Consider the following 15718-nt stretch of genomic DNA (forward strand, 5'->3'; position numbering starts at 1 on the left):
GATCGAATATAGATGCAATGATCTGTAAGCAGGAAGGTATTACAGAGATTACAAGAGATGAAATACACAGAATACAGCTGGAGAAATTAAATATTGTACTGAAGAGAGAGAAAGAACGAGAGGGTTTTTACCGAGATTTGCCGGAAAGACTGGAAAGCCTGATAGATTTGAGAAGCCTTCCTTTTACGACAGAAACAGATCTGGCACGAGATGGAGGCAGGATGCTGCTTTGCTCCCAGGGGGAAGTCCAGAAAGTGATATCAGAACAGACAAGCGGAACTACCGGTGCCGGTAAACGTGTATTCTATACAGAGGGAGACTGTGAACACACCATAGAACTTTTTATGGCAGGTCTGGGTGAATTTATTTATCCTGGAAGTATAACGATGGTGGCTATGCCATTTTCAGGTCCTTTTGGATTAGGAGAACTGATCGCGGAGGCAATCAGACGTCTGGGAGCAAAACCTCTTTCAACCGGGACAGGAAGAACTTATGGCGAACTGAACAGGATTCTGGAAGAGGAGCAGCCGGATACGTATGTGGGAATGCCGACGGCATTGCTTTCCATGCTTCGAATGTGCGGAAAAGGCAGTATAAAAAGAGCACTGGTATCCGGAGATGCCTGTCCGAAAACTGTCATGAAAGCAATCGAAGAAATTCTGCAAACACGACTTTGGCCGCACTATGGTTCTAGAGAGATGGGGCTTGGAGGTGCCATTTGCTGCACGGCGCATGAGGGCATGCATATGCGGGAAAACCATTGTATTACAGAGATTATAGATGAGAACGGAAATGTGCTGCCGGACGGTAAATGGGGAGAACTGGTGATTACAACCATTGGAATGGAAGCACAGCCGTTGATTCGATATCGAACCGGTGACTGGTCAAGGATCATTCCAGGAAGATGCCTCTGTGGAAGTGAAATAAAACGCCTGGACTTTGTAAAGCGGATGGATCCATTGGGAAGTATCAGAGAGATGGATGAATTACTGTTTGAGATTCCGGAACTGGTAGATTATTGTGTGAAAATTGTAGATGGAAAAAAGGAAATTACAGCGCTTTTTACATCGGACAATGGAGAAGAACGAATCAGGAGTGTTTTGGAAGAGAAGGATATTCGTTCATGGAACTGCAAAAAAGCAAAGTGGGAAGATGGGGCGCTGTATCCTGGCAAACGAGTTACAAGGCAGTGATTTCGTGGTATCATGGAATCACTGCCTTGCCTGTTATTCGGGATAGTATGGACAATCTTCCTGGATACATTCGCGATTATCTTCGCAGTATTTACACGTTATAGAAGACAACGGAATGTTTACAGAACAAAACTGACTGTAAAAATGAACGGCTTCTTCAATGGCAATTCTGCTGGTACGTTTGCAGCAGCGAGGTCCACCAACATCTGCCAGTCTGGATAAAATAATGGAAACAAGTTTTTGAGGAAACGGCCATGCATCTTTGTGAAGTGGACTGGATCCAGTCATAACGGACATGAAAATACCGGCTCCGGCAGCAGCTCCACAGACACCCCAGTAACCACAGGTACCGCCCGGAACCTGCTTCGCTCTTTTACAGATTTCAGATAGTGCAGCATCGTAATCCATATGTTCTCCATTATTGCGAAACGCTGTCAGAAGAACGCACGGAACAATTGCATGATGCTCTGGTCCATGCATATGTACAGATGGAAGATCCATAATTTTTTCCAGAAGAAGCAAAGCATCTTTTTCGGTACTGTCTCTGAGCGCTGCGATTACCGGAGCATATGTGCCATAGCTGTGACAGGCATCACAGATAAAGTGACTATTTTCACAGACCGCATTGGTTAATTGCTCTTTATGGCAGATACTACACGTCTGAATAGAGCTTTCAGCACGATACGTAATAGGAGCACCACAAATCAGACATCCGGAAAAATGTTCCGCTTCACCACAACAACAGGAATTATTCGTATGATCCATTTGATTCACCTCCGGAGAATTTATTTTAATAGTGTTAACGATGTAAAAAGTATAACATAAAATGAAAAAGTAATGATAAAGTATCTTGACAATCATGTTACTTTGGGTATATGATTTTATCCAATAAAGGGGAGTAACCTGCGCTTAACAAATTGCGTTTGTGATGTTGTCAGTACGGTGGAAGCATCCGGTATCATAAGGAAATGGTGAGACTTTTATTGCATTTTTTATTATGCAATGAAGGTCTTTTTTTTATATTTTTTTCAAAGAGGTCTTTCATTGCATAAGAAATTCAGGTAGTAAATACTTAGAAACGATGAGGCGGAAGTGATGAAGGAAATTTATCAGCAGACGGTAGAAGAGGTTCTTGAAAGGGTGAATGGCAAGAAATCTGGGCTTACAAGTGAACAGGTGAAAAGATCCAGAGAAAAGTGTGGGTGGAATGAACTTACAGAAGGAAAGAAGAAAGGTATCCTGCAGATTTTCTTTGAAGGAGCTGTCTATTTCCCGACAGCTCCTTTTCTTGTATTCATTCGGCTGATACAAAGCGACAAAGCCGGCACAATATCATAAGTAATATATAAAACTCTGATGTACATATGATTAAAAAGAATCAATCATATGCATTAGCCGCTCATGAAAAATATCTCTTTCTTCGTAAATTTTTTCTAATTCTTTTTCAGTAAACAATGCATAGGCGCTATCAGGAACAGCTGTTAATCTATCACAGGTAAATGGTATACGTCGCCCACCTCTGAAAATGGCTGCTTCCCAGTACTTTTTTCTAAAATATTTAATTATTCCCATGTAGTACCATCTCTTTCCCATATTTGTTATTGACGTTCTGGCAAATAAAATACTTCTGTTCTTACTATATTATCATCAAAATCCGCAAGTCAAATTCCAGTTTGGAGAATTGAAAAAATGGAATTTACCTATTAAGACATATAAACTCTTGACAATAAAGCTCCTATATAGTATGTTTTTAATAAACTACTATATAGGAGCTTTTGTATGGAAATGAATGGAGGATTTCTTGTCACAAAAATAAAACAGCTTGGAGACCGGATTTTTGAGAAGATTCTCAGTGAAAAGAATATTGATGCGTTTAATGGAGCCCAGGGACGTATTCTTTATGTGCTGTGGCAGGAGGATGGTATCTCAATTAGGTCACTCTCGACTAAATGCGGATTAGCGATAACATCTCTTACTACGATGCTGGAAAGAATGGAAAATCAAGGGCTGATAAGCCGTGTTCAGTCTGAAACGGACAAAAGGAAAACACTCCTGTTTCTGACTGAGAAAGCACATGCCTTAAAGGGCGAGTACGATTCTGTATCTGATGAGATGGGCAGTATTTACTACAAAGGTTTTTCAGAGGAAGAAATTACCCGGTTTGAGAAATGTCTCGACCGCATCAGAAAGAATCTTGAGGAGTGGCAGAAGTCATGAGTATTTGTATCAAAGATCAGATTCAGAACATGAATATCGTCATTGGCTGCACAGTGGGGTGTACATATTGCTATGCCCGCAACAACGTGAAACGCTGGCATATGATTGATGACTTCGCTGACCCTGAATTCTTTCCGGGTAAGCTCAAGATGATGGAAAAGAAACGTCCGCAGAACTTTCTTCTTACCGGGATGAGCGATCTCTCCGGATGGAAGCCGGAATGGAGAGACGAGGTATTTGCAAAGATCCGTGAAAATCCACAGCATCAGTTCCTGTTCCTTACCAAGCGACCTGATTTGCTGGATTTTGATACCGATTTGGAAAACGCATGGTTTGGCGTTACGGTGACGAGGAAAGCAGAACTGTGGCGTATCGACGCCCTTCGGAAAAACGTCAGAGCAAAACATTACCATGTTACCTTTGAGCCGTTATTCGACGATCTCGGCACAGTTGACCTTTCCGGAATCAATTGGATCGTTGTGGGCACCATGACCGGAGCTCAGAGCAGGAAGATTCATACGGAGCCGGAATGGGCATGGTCTCTGGCGGACCAGGCACATAAGCTCGGCATTCCGGTGTTTATGAAGGAAGACCTTGTCCCTATCATAGGGGATGAAAATATGATTCAGGAAATGCCGGAAGAATTTAATAAAGTGTTAGAGGTACAGAAATCATGGAAGAAGTAATAAATGGAATCCTCATTCGTGAGGTGGAAACAAAGAACATCATGACTAAGTCTAGTCTGCCGGTAGGCGGTTACTCGGTCAATCCCTATGTGGGCTGTACACATGCCTGCAAGTATTGCTATGCTTCTTTTATGAAGCGCTTTACCGGGCACAAGGAGGAATGGGGCACTTTCCTTGATGTGAAGCATTGGACGGAAATTAAAAATCCGAAGAAATATGCCGGACAGCGGGTGGTCATCGGTTCTGTGACAGATGGCTACAATCCACAGGAGGAGCAATTCGGGAATACCAGAAAACTTTTGGAGCAGCTGATCGGCAGTGACGCAGATATTCTGATCTGCACAAAGTCGGATCTTGTGGTACGAGATATTGATTTACTGAAGAAGCTTGGACGTGTAACCGTTTCATGGTCAATCAACACACTAGATGAAAATTTCAAGAACGATATGGACTCTGCTTCGAGCATTGAGCACCGTATCGCTGCTATGAAGCAGGTATATGAGGCAGGTATCCGTACAGTCTGTTTCGTATCCCCGGTATTTCCCGGTATCACGGATTTTGAAGCAATCTTTGAGCGGGTAAAGGATCAGTGCGATCTGTTCTGGCTCGAAAATCTCAATCTTCGAGGCGGTTTCAAAAAGACAATTATGAATTATATCGCCGGAAAATATCCTGATCTTGTACCACTTTACGACGAGATCTATAACAAGCATAACCGCAGCTACTTTGAAGCACTTGAAGTAAAAGCTGAGAAAATGGCTAAGAAGTATGATTGTGCCTTTGTGGATAATGAAATGCCTTATGGCAGAGTCCCGCAGGGACATCCGGTGATCGTAGATTATTTCTATCATGAGGAAATCCGTGGGACAGAGAATACCGGAAAAAGAAATCGCTAACTTCCAGTTTGTATATATCTTTTAAAAGGTATATGATTAAGAAAAACGGTAGGAGGTATCTGAATGAAATCACATAAATATTGGTCTATCGGTGCACTGATTACAATGCTTGGAACTTTTTATACAGGTTATAAGGGATCAAAAGAAGGCCATAAGTACTTTGCAGCAAGTTCTTTGCTTTGCATGATTATGGCTATTTATACAGGACACAAGATGATTTCTGGTAAAAGTAGGAAGAAAAAAGAAGTTTCAGTAGAGAGTGTTGAAGATTAAAAAACAAAATATTTTAATAAATAACGCCGGTGCGGGATTTTTGATATCCAGTACTGGCGTTATTTATTCTACAGGGGCTTGGGGGGTGTAGCCACCAAATAGTCAGTTCGCATTCCTTGTCAAAAGACATCGGATCACAGTTCAGTACATCCATATAAAACTCTTTTCGTAGGATGCTTCGTCTGAATTCATCTGCAATCTCCGTCATAATAAAAATATCTCCATCATTTCAAAAGAGAATGCTGGAGATATTTCGCCTTGCTTATTCTTGTAGTAACCAATCGGCTATATCGTGAATTACGATTCCTTTATAGCTATATTGGGGATGTTTGGTTCTAGCAATAATCATTTTCGGATAAGCATCTCGAATCTGAAGCCGAGGAAAGCATTCTCTCTCAAATGTTTACTGTCCGGAAATGTTGTCGCTGATCTGAATATAAAACTTCTCGTTGCTTCTCTGAGCAATAAAGTCGATTTCCTTTTGATAGAGCTTGCCGACATAAACATTATATGAAAATAGATCATACGCTCTGTTTTTTGCAATATTTTATCTTGCGAATTTATCATTGTAACGAATATGCATATCTTCCCAATCCATGAACAATACATAAAATACTTTCCCGTATTGCGGGCTCTCTACAATTCTTCCATGATCAAGAACAGAAAAATAAGTTCCGTCAGCTTTTCGAAGATGAAAGTGAGTATAGTCATTTTCATTGCCGTTGTCAATCTGTTCCCAGATACTTGATTCTATCTGTTGCTGTTCATCTTCACGAATCAAGTTGCGAAAACTTTTCTCAGTAAGTCTGAACAGTTCATCTATATCTTTATATCCGGACATATGAAGAAATTCATCATTTGCAAAAATTAGTTCATCATCTTCTTTGTCAGCTCTGTATATGATGAATGCACCTGGAAGATGTTCAGAGATATCCTTGAATGCGAATCCAAGTTGTTTGCGGGCACCTGACCGAAGTCCTTCTCTGTAGACCATACATCCATTTTTTCCATGAAGCTTTATTTCATAAAGAGCTGCATCTGCGCAGCGCATGAGTTGTGAACGATTGGATGCAAATGTTGGATATTCTGCATATCCTAGAGAAATATAAAATGCATGTTCCTTACCATGGTATGAGAATGATTTAGGAAGTTTGGTGAATTTCTGCAGCTGTATATCTGCTTCTGCAAAGGTACAATTTGGTAAAAGAATGCAGAATTCGTCACCACCATTTCTTCCAAGTAATGCATCGGATGGGAAAAAAGTCTTCATGCTGTCTGCAAGATTCTTTAGTGCCCTGTCTCCGTAATTATGTCCATAGATATCATTAATAAACTTGAAATCATCGATATCAAGGAGCGCAGCCACAAAATGTGTTTTTGGATTTTTTTGAATCATTTTTTCTGCAAATTCATCAAATCCATAGCGGTTATAAATATTTGTAAGAGAATCTGTGCGTGCCAGTATCTGAAACTTTTTCTTATGTTCTTTTGCTACTAACCATACTCTGGTAAGAACTGACAGGAGAAGGCTTATTGTAAGAAAAATTCCGATGATGATTATCAGTAATGTGACATTTCTCCATCCACTTTTAGGAGTTACTTCAAATTTCCAGTTTTCGTCTCCTATTGTAAATGTATAAGAAACAGGACGATTTATTTGCCCATCTGATTGATAAACCACTTTATAAGTATCACTCCATGGAGCGTCTGTTTTTGAAATTTTGTATTCGTATCCAAAATTTGAAAGTGCACTGATTGAATCTGAAAAAATATCCGGAACACGCAGGATAACAATAGTAAATCCCCAGAAATACTCATGTCCGTTTTTATCTTTCAGGTATATGGGATTGCGGACTGCAATTCCATATCCTCCCTGTTTTAATTTGAAGGGGCCCTGCGTAATGATTGTATGGTTGTCTCTTGCGTAACAGGAAATTTTTCCGCGGTCTTTATCATGGATCAAATCAATCTTACCTGCCTCATTTTCATTAGCCGGATAAATATCTGTAACAACACCATTAGGAGCGAGCTGTACACTTTCAATAGAATCAGACATAAGATTTCCTGCAATTGTTTCAAACTGACGGATTTCGCCATCTTCACTTATTAAGATTTGCTTCAAGGTATCTGTGATCTCAATTCCATTTGTAATTTCATTCTTTATTTGTTCGCCATAGGTGGCTACGTTTAATTGTGCTGTTATGTGTCTCTGCTCTTTTTCGTGGGTGTCTGTTTTGTATACAATCAAACTAATAAGGCATATGCCCAGTAAAAAAGTGATAAGAGGCACAAGTGTTTTCTTTTTCACTTGGTTCACCTCATTTTGTTCATGGGAATTATTATAATAAAGCATTATATCATAGAAGTTGAAAAACAGAATAAGTTTTATGAAAAAACGAACTGTGCAAAATCTTTATACATCTATGACAAAAGAATGTATATCGATAGGGATTTGTGAAATCTATATATTTTAAGAAGGAGCCTTGGAATCATCATAAATATCCTGTATTTTTGCTTTTACAGCTTTACGACGTTTTTCTGTATCAGAAGGTACGTGGTGGAGCCATGCAAGATATCCTGAGCGAGAGACACCTAAAAATTTCAACATTCCGGAGACGGAAACCCGGCGTCCAGCCTTTTTGGCAGCTTCCGTCTTCTCAGACACTTCAAGATAAATGGCTTCCGTCATTTTTCCAGAATGTTGATTGCTTTTTTTAACACATCAAGTGCATCTTGGGCATCACGTAATTCACGTCTGAGACGGGCAATTTCCTTCTGCTCATCAGATGCATAATTACCAGAACCACGAACAGGAATATCACCTGATTCCCGGAAGTCTTTCAGCCATTTTGTTAATGTGCTGTATCCGATGCCAAGATTTTCTGCACATCCACGTACTCCGAGATCTTTGGAGTGTGTGGATTATTGACTAGAGCCTCTCCTGATGGTATATTTAGATTACCCGACGGGTAATTTAAAAAGGAGGGCAAACGTGCAGCTACTATACAATAACAGTAAAGTTCAGAAACAATGTACCGATTTAAAAACTGCAAAAAAATTGTTTGGCGGGAATGCTGCATTAGCAACCAGCCTATTTGCCCGAATAAATGCTATGCTGCAGGCGAGTGTAATTAAGGATATAGTAATGATGCCGACGTTTCATTTTCATAAGTTGAGTGGCAATATGGATGGATTTTTTGCTATAGATGTAAAAACGAGAAGAGATCCATGGCGTATTATTATTCAGCCATTAGATGAGAATGAAGAACCTTATGATCCTTGTAATATTGATGAAATTGCTGGTGTGGTTAGAATTGTTGAAGTAAAGGAGGTAAGTAACCATTATGAGTAATTATATTGAATATAATGATAAGATTGCTTTTCATCCTGGATACTATATCAAAGAAATCATTGAAGAAAGTGGACTTTCTCAGAAAGATTTTGCAAAACGATTGGATACCACGCCAAAGAATTTAAGCATTCTGGTACGTGGGGAGCAAAGCTTATCAATCGATATAGCCATGAAATTATCTCGAATGTTAGGGACTAGTGTTGACTACTGGCTGAATCTTCAGAAGAGCTATGACGCTTTGATTGCTGAGTTTGAATCATCCAAGGAATTAGAGCAGGAAAGAAGAATTTTCAAGTACTTTCAGTACACATATTTCAGAGAGAATTTTGGATTGCCTGATCTTCCGAGAAAAACAAATGAGCAGATTAAGTGCCTACGTGAATTTTTAAATGTTGCATCATTATCTGTTTTTACAAAGCAAAATATGGCAGTTAGTTTCCGAAGTGCATCTGAGGATATGAAAGAGGCTAATACTGCCAGAGCAAATGCAATGGTTCAGATCGCAATTAATCAGGCACTGAAGATAGAAGCACCTAAGTTTGACAAAAAGAAGTTTGAAAAAGCTGTTGATTATGCATTGACATTAACAACACAGCATGGTGATTTTTATCCACTGATTAGGAAGGCCTTTGAAGATGCGGGAGTAATATTCGTAATACTTCCAAATCTTCCGGGTTCAGGAATAAATGGTGCAACCAAGAAGATTGGGCAGAATGTAATGCTGATGGTGAATGACAGACGTTTCTATTCAGATACATTTTGGTTTACTCTGTTCCATGAGATTGGCCATATTATTAATGGTGATTATGGAATTACGTTTGAAAATGAGCACGCTGGACAGGAGGATGCAGCAGATAAATATGCGGAAGACAAATTGATCCCTCCGGGAGAATATGAGGCTTTCGTTAGAATGAATGAGTTTAGCGAAAATGCTATCCGCAGATTTGCTGAAAGAATTGACAGAGATCCGGGTATTGTCCTTGGCCGCTTGCAAAATGATCAGATTGTTCCATTTACAAATGTTGCACTGTCAAAAGCATTAAAACACAAATACAAAGTAATAACATCATAAAGAAGTATATAACTTGAGGTCGTCTACCGTTATCCACGATAGATGGCCTTATTTTTTATCCATTTGGGGAGAAAGGAGGTGAAAGCGATTGGAGGAATTTAAGGCGAAAAGACATGCGGTCAAAAGGATGACCCGAAAGGGACTTGTGGAAACAGATTCCAGAGAAGGGATAGTGAAGGAAACTGCGGAAGCAAAGTCCGGTGGAAGGCGCATCAATGAGGCTGACTTTGTGTGCACCATCATTTGGTACTGCACGCAGTACATGAATTATATTATCCTGGGAATCGCTGAATTCATGTTGGTAGGTGTATTGGCTGCAGGAGCATTTGTCCTGGCATTGGAGTCAGAAGTGAGAAACTGGCAGTGCTGATGAGAGGATACCTGCAATCTATGAAGGCAAATCTGAGAGAAATTATTCACTATATTGACGAGTCAACACTTGAAAAAGCGAAGAACGAAAAAGTTCAAAAGCAAGAGTCTCCCTCAAAGACGTCAAAAGACGTAGAGGAGTCTGTTGATAAGATGATCTCCAATCGTATGAGCAAAGCATATTCTGAATGGAAATCAAATCAAGATACACAGCCATTTAATGAAAATATAGAGAAGGAATACCAGAAGCTTTTGGAAACACTGTCTCCGGAACAAGAGGAAGTGCTTACGAAGTATTGTGATGAAATATTTGCCAGCGGAGCAGAGACAGAAGAGTTTTTCTATCGCCTGGGTATAAAGGATGGACTGAGATTAAAAAGTACGGTAAAATCTGTATTAGAAATGATGTCGTGAAATCGGAAGTTGGAGGGATAATGAGATGAATATAAAAGATTTTAAGTGGACGAGAGAACCTGATGATTACACGCTGACAGATGACAAAATTGAGATTATTACACAGCCTGGAACTGATTTGTGGCAAAGAACTTACTATCATTTCCGCAATGATAATGCTCCGGTTCTGCAGATAGAAACAGAGGAAAAATTTTTTTCATTTATAGTGAAAACTGATTTTAAGGAAAGCCATCATCGCTTTGATCAGTGCGGTGTGGTTATGTATCTTGACAGTGAGAATTGGTTGAAAGGTTCTATAGAATATGAGAATGACTATTTTCAGCACCTGGGAAGTGTTGTGACAAACAATGGATATTCAGATTGGGCAACTACGGAAATTGATGCAGAGATTAAATCTATGTGGTATCGTCTCAGTAGACGTGAAGATGATTATTGCATTGAATGTTCTGAGGATGGAATACGGTTTAAGCAAATGAGGATTTGTCATATGTGGGCTGGTGCAGGAAAAATCAAATTTGGAATTTATGCATGCAGTCCGGAAGATTCATCGTTTAAAGCGGTATTTACAGATATGAAATTGATGGAGTGTCAATGGAAAGCCCACGATGGTCAAATGCCGGATGAGATGTAGCAGACCGTATTTGATATAAAAAACCAATATGAAAATAGTTAAAGTTTTTCAGTTTGTGTAACTGAGAAAAATGAAAATTGCGGAGGTGGATTTGTTGAAGGAAAGTACATATCAAACTCCTTGCGGAACAATTCACTATTGGTCAAATAATCTGAGTTTGGATACAACGACGCTTGTATTTTTACCAGGGCTGACTGCTGACCATAGATTATTTGATAAACAGGTTGAGTACTTCGATGGAAAATATAATATTATTGTATGGGATGCACCGGCTCATGCCTCTTCCTGGCCGTTCCGCTTTGACTTTGATCTGTTTGATAAGGCAAAATGGCTGAATGGGATTCTTGAAAAAGAAGAAATCATAAAACCAATTATAATAGGTCAATCAATGGGAGGATATGTGGGACAGGCTTATGCACAATTGTATCCTGACCGGCTGGCAGGTTTTATTTCCATTGATTCAGCACCGCTGCAGAGGAACTATGTGACAGCAGTGGAGATCTGGCTTCTGAAAAAAATGGAACCAGTATATGCACATTACCCATGGAAGTTGCTTTTGAAATCCGGAACTGAGGGAGTTGCAACTTCTGAGTATGGCAGAAATCTGATGAAGGAAATGATGCTGGTCTATGATGGTGATCAGCATCGTTATGCCCAAATTGCCGGGCATGGATTTCGTATTCTGGCAGAGGCAATGGAAAAGGATCTGCCATATGAAATCAAATGTCCTTCCCTGTTGATATGTGGTACAAAGGATCATGCCGGTTCATGCATAAGGTATAACAGAGAATGGCATCGAAAAACGAAAATTCCTTTAAAGTGGATTGAAGGGGCCGGTCATAATTCTAATACAGATAAACCGGAGATGATAAATAGTTTGATAGAAGAATTCCTTTCAAACATATAAAGACTATTGAAAACAATTGGTCAACCGTTATAAAAGGACAATAAACAAATCGGAATCAGTAGGAGGATCATTATGAGATTTTATAACATATTTTTCAGCCCGACAGGAGGTACAGAGAAAGTAGCAGATATTGTTGCGAAAGGGACGAAGCTGGATGCTGAAGAAATCGACCTAATTAAAGAACCAAATAAACTCATGAAGGTGAAATTTGAAAAAAAGGACCTATGTTTGGTTGCTGTACCGTCTTACGGTGGACGCATTCCATCAGTTGTAACGGATATGTTCCGCAAAGTAAAGGCAGATGGTACGAAAGCAATTCTTGTGGCAGTATTTGGAAACCGTATGATTGATGATACTCTATTGGAACTACAGGATGTTCTGGAGGCATCAGGATTTGTATGTATCGCAGGAATGGAGGCAGTCGCAGAGCATTCCCTGATGCACCAATTTGGAACCGGACGCCCGGATCAGCAGGATGAAAAGGAATTGCTGGAATTTGCCGCAAAGATTATGCAAAACAGCGAAGCACAAAGGACACCTGCATTTCCGGGAAACAGACCATATCGAGAATATGGTGGTGTTCCACTCAAACCTGTTGCAAATGGAAAATGCACTTCCTGCGGTCTGTGCGCAAAAGAATGCCCGGCAGGTGCCATTCCGTTGGACAATCCGAAGATGACCGATAAGGATAAGTGTATTTCTTGTATGCACTGTGTAGCAGTCTGTCCGAAGAAAGCAAGAAATTACAGTAAGCTTGTCAGTTTTATCGCTGGACTGAAAATGAAAAAGGTTTGTTCCAGTAGGAAGGAAAACAAATTGTATTTATAATAGGGCGAGCAATACAATGAGAAACATGTAAATTGATACGTGAACAATCGGCTCAGTATGATATTTAATTAAATATTGCAATGAAAAGATCATTTACCGTAAACAAGCAGTAGATGGTCTTTTTTATATCTTTTTGTGAACAAGTAGAGATTTATAGCTGGTAATATGTGTTTTATCATAATCCGTGAAATAAGATGAGTTAATTCTTCGATTTACATATTTTTTAAGGTGTTCCGGCATGGTATTATGATACTTATAAAGAACCAATTATATCTGTTGGAGAGAGCGGTGAAAAGTTATGAAGTTATTGTTTAAACAAAGGCTGTTTTCATGGTTTGACAGCTATGATATCTATGATGAAGCAGGCAACACTGTTTATGTAGTAAAAGGCCAGTTGTCCTGGGGACATAAACTTGTAATTTATGATGCCTATGGAAATGAAGTAGGAATGGTTGTTCAGAAAGTACTTACTTTTCTTCCTAAATTTGAAATTTATAAAAACGGCAGTTATATCGGATGCCTGAGCAAAGAATTCTCATTCCTGACGCCACATTATAATATTGATTACAATGGATGGCATATTGATGGAACCATTATGGAATGGGACTATAGCATTCTTAATCAAAGCGGTTATTCAATTGCACGGGTTAGTAAAGAACTGTTTCATATGACTGATACATATGTTATTGATGTGCAGGATCCAGGAAATGCATTGGATGCGTTGATGTTCGTACTTGCGATTGATGCAGAAAAATGTTCCAGAAATTAAATAGTTGATCTTGTTGTCGAAGATATTCGGAGATGGGGAGGTAGCATGGGATTATTCAAAAAGAAAATCGTGAAAAAAACATATGACCGAGAACATATGAAACCAGTTATTCGTGCAAGCATTTGTACCGGAGAAGAAGTAGCAGGATTCAAAGACATACGGACTGGAAAAATCGAAGAAATCATGCTGATCAGATCTCCAGAGGACTTAGAAAAATTCAAAGAGATATATGAGATAACAGAGGAAATTGCAAAAGAATATTAGACATTGGATGAGGAGGAGATGTTGTCATGAGAACTATAGGTAATATCCTTTGGTTTATATTTGGAGGATTACTGGGCGGTTTGGCCTGGGTTTTTGCAGGTTGCATATGGTGTATTACAATTATTGGAATTCCGGTAGGTCTGCAATGCTTTAAATTTGCAACCCTGGCATTCTGGCCGTTTGGAAAAGAAATCGTGTATGGAAATGGCATGTTTTCATTTCTGGTAAATCTTATATGGATTATATTTTTTGGATGGGAAATGGCACTTGGAAACCTGATAGTGGGTTGTATTTGGTGCATTACGATAGTTGGAATTCCATTTGGAAAGCAGTTCTTCAAGATGGCAAGACTCTCTTTCATGCCATTTGGTGCAAGTGTGATAGGGTAGAATGTGTAAGGTCTTATTGATGAAAAATGAAATAATATTATTCACGGATGGTAATATTAATATTGGAGTTCAAATAAAACCTGAACAGGAAACAGTCTGGTTGACACAGAAGTATTGTTTGATGTTAAGCATATGCAGCAGCCGGTCACTGATAAGGAATTTAAAAATTTCACAGACTGTGCGGTTAAGAAAAGTAACGAAAATGCCCTGATTTTCACAACTGAAGATATGGAGAAGCCTTTCATAAGCTTTGATGAAGGAATGTAGAATTTCTTTGAACCGGAGCTTCAGAAGAGATTGTATGAAATGGAAAAAGTCATTTAATATATATTGATCAATGATATAATATTCTAAAATGTTGATGATAAAAGAAATATAGTAATTAAAAATGTTACAAAGTTGTTCTTGATAAAAATATTATTTGATAACAGGAGATGTTTTATGTTAAAAAGAAAAGTGACGCATTACATAAAAAATGGGTAGATTCAAAAAACAAAAAATGTTTTGTAATTCAGGGAGCCAGACAAACAGGAAAAACATATATAGTTGAAAGATTTGCAGAAGAGAACTATGAAGAAATTGTTGAAATTAATTTTAAACAGATACCTTCTGCGATGGATATTTTTTCCGGTGATCTAAAAGTAGATGATATGGTTATGGCTATGTCCGTATTTGATGACGGAAAGTGCAAAAGCATTAGATAAAATATTGCAGACCATGAGAGAGTGGGGAAACTGATATTTAATAACTTTGAATTTGGAGGTTATCGGAAATGACTGAAAGAGAAAAAATGCTAAGTGGAGAGTTGTACGATCCAACGGACAAAGAATTGGAGCAATTACGTGTGAATGCACGTAAATTAGCAAGAAAATACAATTCGACGGATGAAGATGATCAAGAAAAACAAGCACAGATATTGAGGGAATTATTGCCAGCAACAGAGGAACTCCCCTATTTACAGGCGCCTGTTTATTTTGATTACGGATGTAATACGTTCTTTGGAAGATTCAGCTCTGCTAATTTTAACTTTACATGTTTAGATGTATGTGAAATACATATAGGCGATAATGTGATGATTGGTCCAAATGTTACATTGGCAACTCCTATGCATCCATTATTACCTGAAGAACGCAATATTAGGAAAAGAGAAGATGGAAATTTTTATAATCTTGAATATGCGAAGCCAATAACTATAAAGGATAATTGCTGGCTGGAATCCAATGTGGTTGTTTGCGGTGGTGTCACCATAGGAGAAGGGTGTGTAATTGGTGCAGGGAGTGTTGTAACAAAAGATATTCCGCCGTATAGTTTGGCAGTTGGAAATCCATGCCGGGTCATTCGAAAAATAACTGAGAAAGATCATATGCCAGATGGAATTGAAAAGAATTAAAAATTTGCATGGATGATAAGCAGTTCATCTGAATAAAGAAAATAAAATGATCACAATTAATAACGCCG

General features: G+C 38.9%; 22 protein-coding genes and 1 pseudogene. 18 read left to right on the forward strand and 5 right to left on the reverse strand.

The annotated features are described in order from the left end of the window. Positions 1-17: 17 nt before the first annotated feature. Positions 18-1193 carry a DVU_1553 family AMP-dependent CoA ligase gene (locus ABCM67_RS11820; protein WP_015526491.1) on the forward strand — a complete coding sequence of 392 codons (1176 nt, stop codon included), beginning with the start codon at positions 18-20 and terminating at the stop codon, positions 1191-1193. A gap of 33 nt (positions 1194-1226) precedes the next feature. Here ABCM67_RS11820 and ABCM67_RS11825 read toward each other — a convergent pair whose 3' ends face one another. Continuing rightward, positions 1227-1958, reverse strand: coding sequence for a DUF5714 domain-containing protein (locus tag ABCM67_RS11825; RefSeq protein ID WP_059086549.1), 732 nt, complete (start codon positions 1956-1958; stop codon positions 1227-1229). A gap of 330 nt (positions 1959-2288) precedes the next feature. On the opposite strand from ABCM67_RS11825, the gene ABCM67_RS11830 reads away from it, so the two are divergent. Further along, entirely contained in the window at positions 2289-2531 is a 243-nt protein-coding gene (locus ABCM67_RS11830; protein ID WP_015526489.1) for a cation-transporting P-type ATPase, read from the forward strand. Between the two features lie 30 nt (positions 2532-2561). Here the strand turns inward: ABCM67_RS11830 and ABCM67_RS11835 are convergent, their stop codons facing one another. Continuing rightward, positions 2562-2765 carry a hypothetical protein gene (locus ABCM67_RS11835; RefSeq protein WP_147602745.1) on the reverse strand — a complete coding sequence of 68 codons (204 nt, stop codon included), beginning with the start codon at positions 2763-2765 and terminating at the stop codon, positions 2562-2564. A gap of 207 nt (positions 2766-2972) precedes the next feature. On the opposite strand from ABCM67_RS11835, the gene ABCM67_RS11840 reads away from it, so the two are divergent. From ABCM67_RS11840 to ABCM67_RS11855, 4 genes are all read left to right on the forward strand, one after another. After that, the gene (locus ABCM67_RS11840) at positions 2973-3410 is read left to right on the forward strand and encodes a radical SAM mobile pair system MarR family transcriptional regulator (RefSeq protein ID WP_005608550.1); all 438 of its coding nucleotides are present in this window, start codon (positions 2973-2975) and stop codon (positions 3408-3410) included. Further along, positions 3407-4096, forward strand: a complete 690-nt coding sequence (locus tag ABCM67_RS11845; RefSeq protein ID WP_110104282.1) for a radical SAM mobile pair protein A — start codon at positions 3407-3409, stop codon at positions 4094-4096. Before ABCM67_RS11840 ends, ABCM67_RS11845 begins: the two co-directional genes overlap by 4 nt. Further along, on the forward strand, positions 4084-4992 hold the full coding sequence (locus ABCM67_RS11850) for a radical SAM mobile pair protein B (protein WP_059086551.1): 909 nt from the start codon (positions 4084-4086) through the stop codon (positions 4990-4992). Before ABCM67_RS11845 ends, ABCM67_RS11850 begins: the two co-directional genes overlap by 13 nt. Before the next feature lie 63 nt (positions 4993-5055). Beyond that, a complete protein-coding gene (locus ABCM67_RS11855; protein ID WP_008392833.1) occupies positions 5056-5265 on the forward strand; it encodes a DUF6219 family protein in 210 nt (69 codons plus the stop codon). Between the two features lie 262 nt (positions 5266-5527). Here ABCM67_RS11855 and ABCM67_RS11860 read toward each other — a convergent pair. The 3 genes and pseudogenes from ABCM67_RS11860 to ABCM67_RS11870 form a co-directional block, all read right to left on the reverse strand. Next, positions 5528-5776 (reverse strand): annotated as a pseudogene (locus tag ABCM67_RS11860) (ATPase); the annotation flags it as partial. A gap of 36 nt (positions 5777-5812) precedes the next feature. Beyond that, on the reverse strand, positions 5813-7573 hold the full coding sequence (locus ABCM67_RS11865; protein ID WP_147602742.1) for a diguanylate cyclase: 1761 nt from the start codon (positions 7571-7573) through the stop codon (positions 5813-5815). Between the two features lie 162 nt (positions 7574-7735). Continuing rightward, complete coding sequence (locus tag ABCM67_RS11870) at positions 7736-7954, reverse strand: hypothetical protein (RefSeq protein WP_015526483.1); 219 nt, start codon at positions 7952-7954, stop codon at positions 7736-7738. Positions 7955-8257: 303 nt separating this feature from the next. Between ABCM67_RS11870 and ABCM67_RS11875 the strand changes: the two genes are divergently transcribed. The 12 genes from ABCM67_RS11875 (at position 8258) to ABCM67_RS11930 (ending at position 15650) form a co-directional block, all read left to right on the forward strand. Continuing rightward, complete coding sequence (locus ABCM67_RS11875) at positions 8258-8617, forward strand: type II toxin-antitoxin system RelE/ParE family toxin (RefSeq protein ID WP_173746543.1); 360 nt, start codon at positions 8258-8260, stop codon at positions 8615-8617. Then, complete coding sequence (locus ABCM67_RS11880) at positions 8610-9689, forward strand: HigA family addiction module antitoxin (RefSeq protein WP_147602740.1); 1080 nt, start codon at positions 8610-8612, stop codon at positions 9687-9689. The genes ABCM67_RS11875 and ABCM67_RS11880 overlap by 8 nt, the downstream gene beginning before the upstream one ends. 88 nt (positions 9690-9777) lie before the next feature. Beyond that, a complete protein-coding gene (locus ABCM67_RS11885) occupies positions 9778-10059 on the forward strand; it encodes a hypothetical protein (RefSeq protein WP_147602739.1) in 282 nt (93 codons plus the stop codon). A gap of 20 nt (positions 10060-10079) precedes the next feature. Next, positions 10080-10472 (forward strand): hypothetical protein, encoded by a 393-nt coding sequence (locus ABCM67_RS11890; RefSeq protein ID WP_227588488.1) that lies wholly within the window; start codon positions 10080-10082, stop codon positions 10470-10472. Positions 10473-10497: 25 nt separating this feature from the next. Next, entirely contained in the window at positions 10498-11103 is a 606-nt protein-coding gene (locus ABCM67_RS11895; protein ID WP_118609018.1) for a DUF1349 domain-containing protein, read from the forward strand. Between the two features lie 94 nt (positions 11104-11197). Further along, positions 11198-12010: an alpha/beta hydrolase gene (locus ABCM67_RS11900; RefSeq protein ID WP_044960374.1), complete on the forward strand. Its 813-nt coding sequence runs from the start codon at positions 11198-11200 to the stop codon at positions 12008-12010. A gap of 72 nt (positions 12011-12082) precedes the next feature. After that, positions 12083-12838 carry a 4Fe-4S binding protein gene (locus ABCM67_RS11905; protein ID WP_021650110.1) on the forward strand — a complete coding sequence of 252 codons (756 nt, stop codon included), beginning with the start codon at positions 12083-12085 and terminating at the stop codon, positions 12836-12838. A gap of 298 nt (positions 12839-13136) precedes the next feature. Beyond that, positions 13137-13607 carry an LURP-one-related family protein gene (locus tag ABCM67_RS11910; protein ID WP_021650109.1) on the forward strand — a complete coding sequence of 157 codons (471 nt, stop codon included), beginning with the start codon at positions 13137-13139 and terminating at the stop codon, positions 13605-13607. 45 nt (positions 13608-13652) lie between these two features. Beyond that, complete coding sequence (locus tag ABCM67_RS11915) at positions 13653-13871, forward strand: hypothetical protein (protein ID WP_015526477.1); 219 nt, start codon at positions 13653-13655, stop codon at positions 13869-13871. Between the two features lie 26 nt (positions 13872-13897). Further along, complete coding sequence (locus ABCM67_RS11920) at positions 13898-14260, forward strand: YccF domain-containing protein (protein ID WP_015526476.1); 363 nt, start codon at positions 13898-13900, stop codon at positions 14258-14260. 434 nt (positions 14261-14694) lie between these two features. Beyond that, the gene (locus ABCM67_RS11925; protein WP_118609014.1) at positions 14695-14964 is read left to right on the forward strand and encodes an AAA family ATPase; all 270 of its coding nucleotides are present in this window, start codon (positions 14695-14697) and stop codon (positions 14962-14964) included. A 68-nt stretch (positions 14965-15032) separates the two neighbouring features. Then, entirely contained in the window at positions 15033-15650 is a 618-nt protein-coding gene (locus ABCM67_RS11930; RefSeq protein WP_118609013.1) for a sugar O-acetyltransferase, read from the forward strand. Positions 15651-15718: the final 68 nt, after the last annotated feature.

Origin of the sequence: Blautia sp. 2227st1_G12_2227SCRN_220401 (genome assembly GCF_039062885.1) — a bacterium.
Lineage (GTDB): Bacteria > Bacillota > Clostridia > Lachnospirales > Lachnospiraceae > Blautia_A > Blautia_A fusiformis.

What these genes read in the sequence shown, in the direction of transcription:
- ABCM67_RS11820 (WP_015526491.1), top strand. Translation starts at nt 18, where the DNA reads ATGATCTGTAAGCAGGAAGGTATTACAGAGATTACAAGAGATGAAATA.
- ABCM67_RS11825 (WP_059086549.1), bottom strand. Translation starts at nt 1,958, where the DNA reads ATGGATCATACGAATAATTCCTGTTGTTGTGGTGAAGCGGAACATTTT.
- ABCM67_RS11830 (WP_015526489.1), top strand. Translation starts at nt 2,289, where the DNA reads ATGAAGGAAATTTATCAGCAGACGGTAGAAGAGGTTCTTGAAAGGGTG.
- ABCM67_RS11835 (WP_147602745.1), bottom strand. Translation starts at nt 2,765, where the DNA reads ATGGGAATAATTAAATATTTTAGAAAAAAGTACTGGGAAGCAGCCATT.
- ABCM67_RS11840 (WP_005608550.1), top strand. Translation starts at nt 2,973, where the DNA reads ATGGAAATGAATGGAGGATTTCTTGTCACAAAAATAAAACAGCTTGGA.
- ABCM67_RS11845 (WP_110104282.1), top strand. Translation starts at nt 3,407, where the DNA reads ATGAGTATTTGTATCAAAGATCAGATTCAGAACATGAATATCGTCATT.
- ABCM67_RS11850 (WP_059086551.1), top strand. Translation starts at nt 4,084, where the DNA reads ATGGAAGAAGTAATAAATGGAATCCTCATTCGTGAGGTGGAAACAAAG.
- ABCM67_RS11855 (WP_008392833.1), top strand. Translation starts at nt 5,056, where the DNA reads ATGAAATCACATAAATATTGGTCTATCGGTGCACTGATTACAATGCTT.
- ABCM67_RS11870 (WP_015526483.1), bottom strand. Translation starts at nt 7,954, where the DNA reads ATGACGGAAGCCATTTATCTTGAAGTGTCTGAGAAGACGGAAGCTGCC.
- ABCM67_RS11880 (WP_147602740.1), top strand. Translation starts at nt 8,610, where the DNA reads ATGAGTAATTATATTGAATATAATGATAAGATTGCTTTTCATCCTGGA.
- ABCM67_RS11890 (WP_227588488.1), top strand. Translation starts at nt 10,080, where the DNA reads ATGAAGGCAAATCTGAGAGAAATTATTCACTATATTGACGAGTCAACA.
- ABCM67_RS11895 (WP_118609018.1), top strand. Translation starts at nt 10,498, where the DNA reads ATGAATATAAAAGATTTTAAGTGGACGAGAGAACCTGATGATTACACG.
- ABCM67_RS11905 (WP_021650110.1), top strand. Translation starts at nt 12,083, where the DNA reads ATGAGATTTTATAACATATTTTTCAGCCCGACAGGAGGTACAGAGAAA.
- ABCM67_RS11910 (WP_021650109.1), top strand. Translation starts at nt 13,137, where the DNA reads ATGAAGTTATTGTTTAAACAAAGGCTGTTTTCATGGTTTGACAGCTAT.
- ABCM67_RS11915 (WP_015526477.1), top strand. Translation starts at nt 13,653, where the DNA reads ATGGGATTATTCAAAAAGAAAATCGTGAAAAAAACATATGACCGAGAA.
- ABCM67_RS11920 (WP_015526476.1), top strand. Translation starts at nt 13,898, where the DNA reads ATGAGAACTATAGGTAATATCCTTTGGTTTATATTTGGAGGATTACTG.
- ABCM67_RS11925 (WP_118609014.1), top strand. Translation starts at nt 14,695, where the DNA reads ATGTTTTATGTTAAAAAGAAAAGTGACGCATTACATAAAAAATGGGTA.
- ABCM67_RS11930 (WP_118609013.1), top strand. Translation starts at nt 15,033, where the DNA reads ATGACTGAAAGAGAAAAAATGCTAAGTGGAGAGTTGTACGATCCAACG.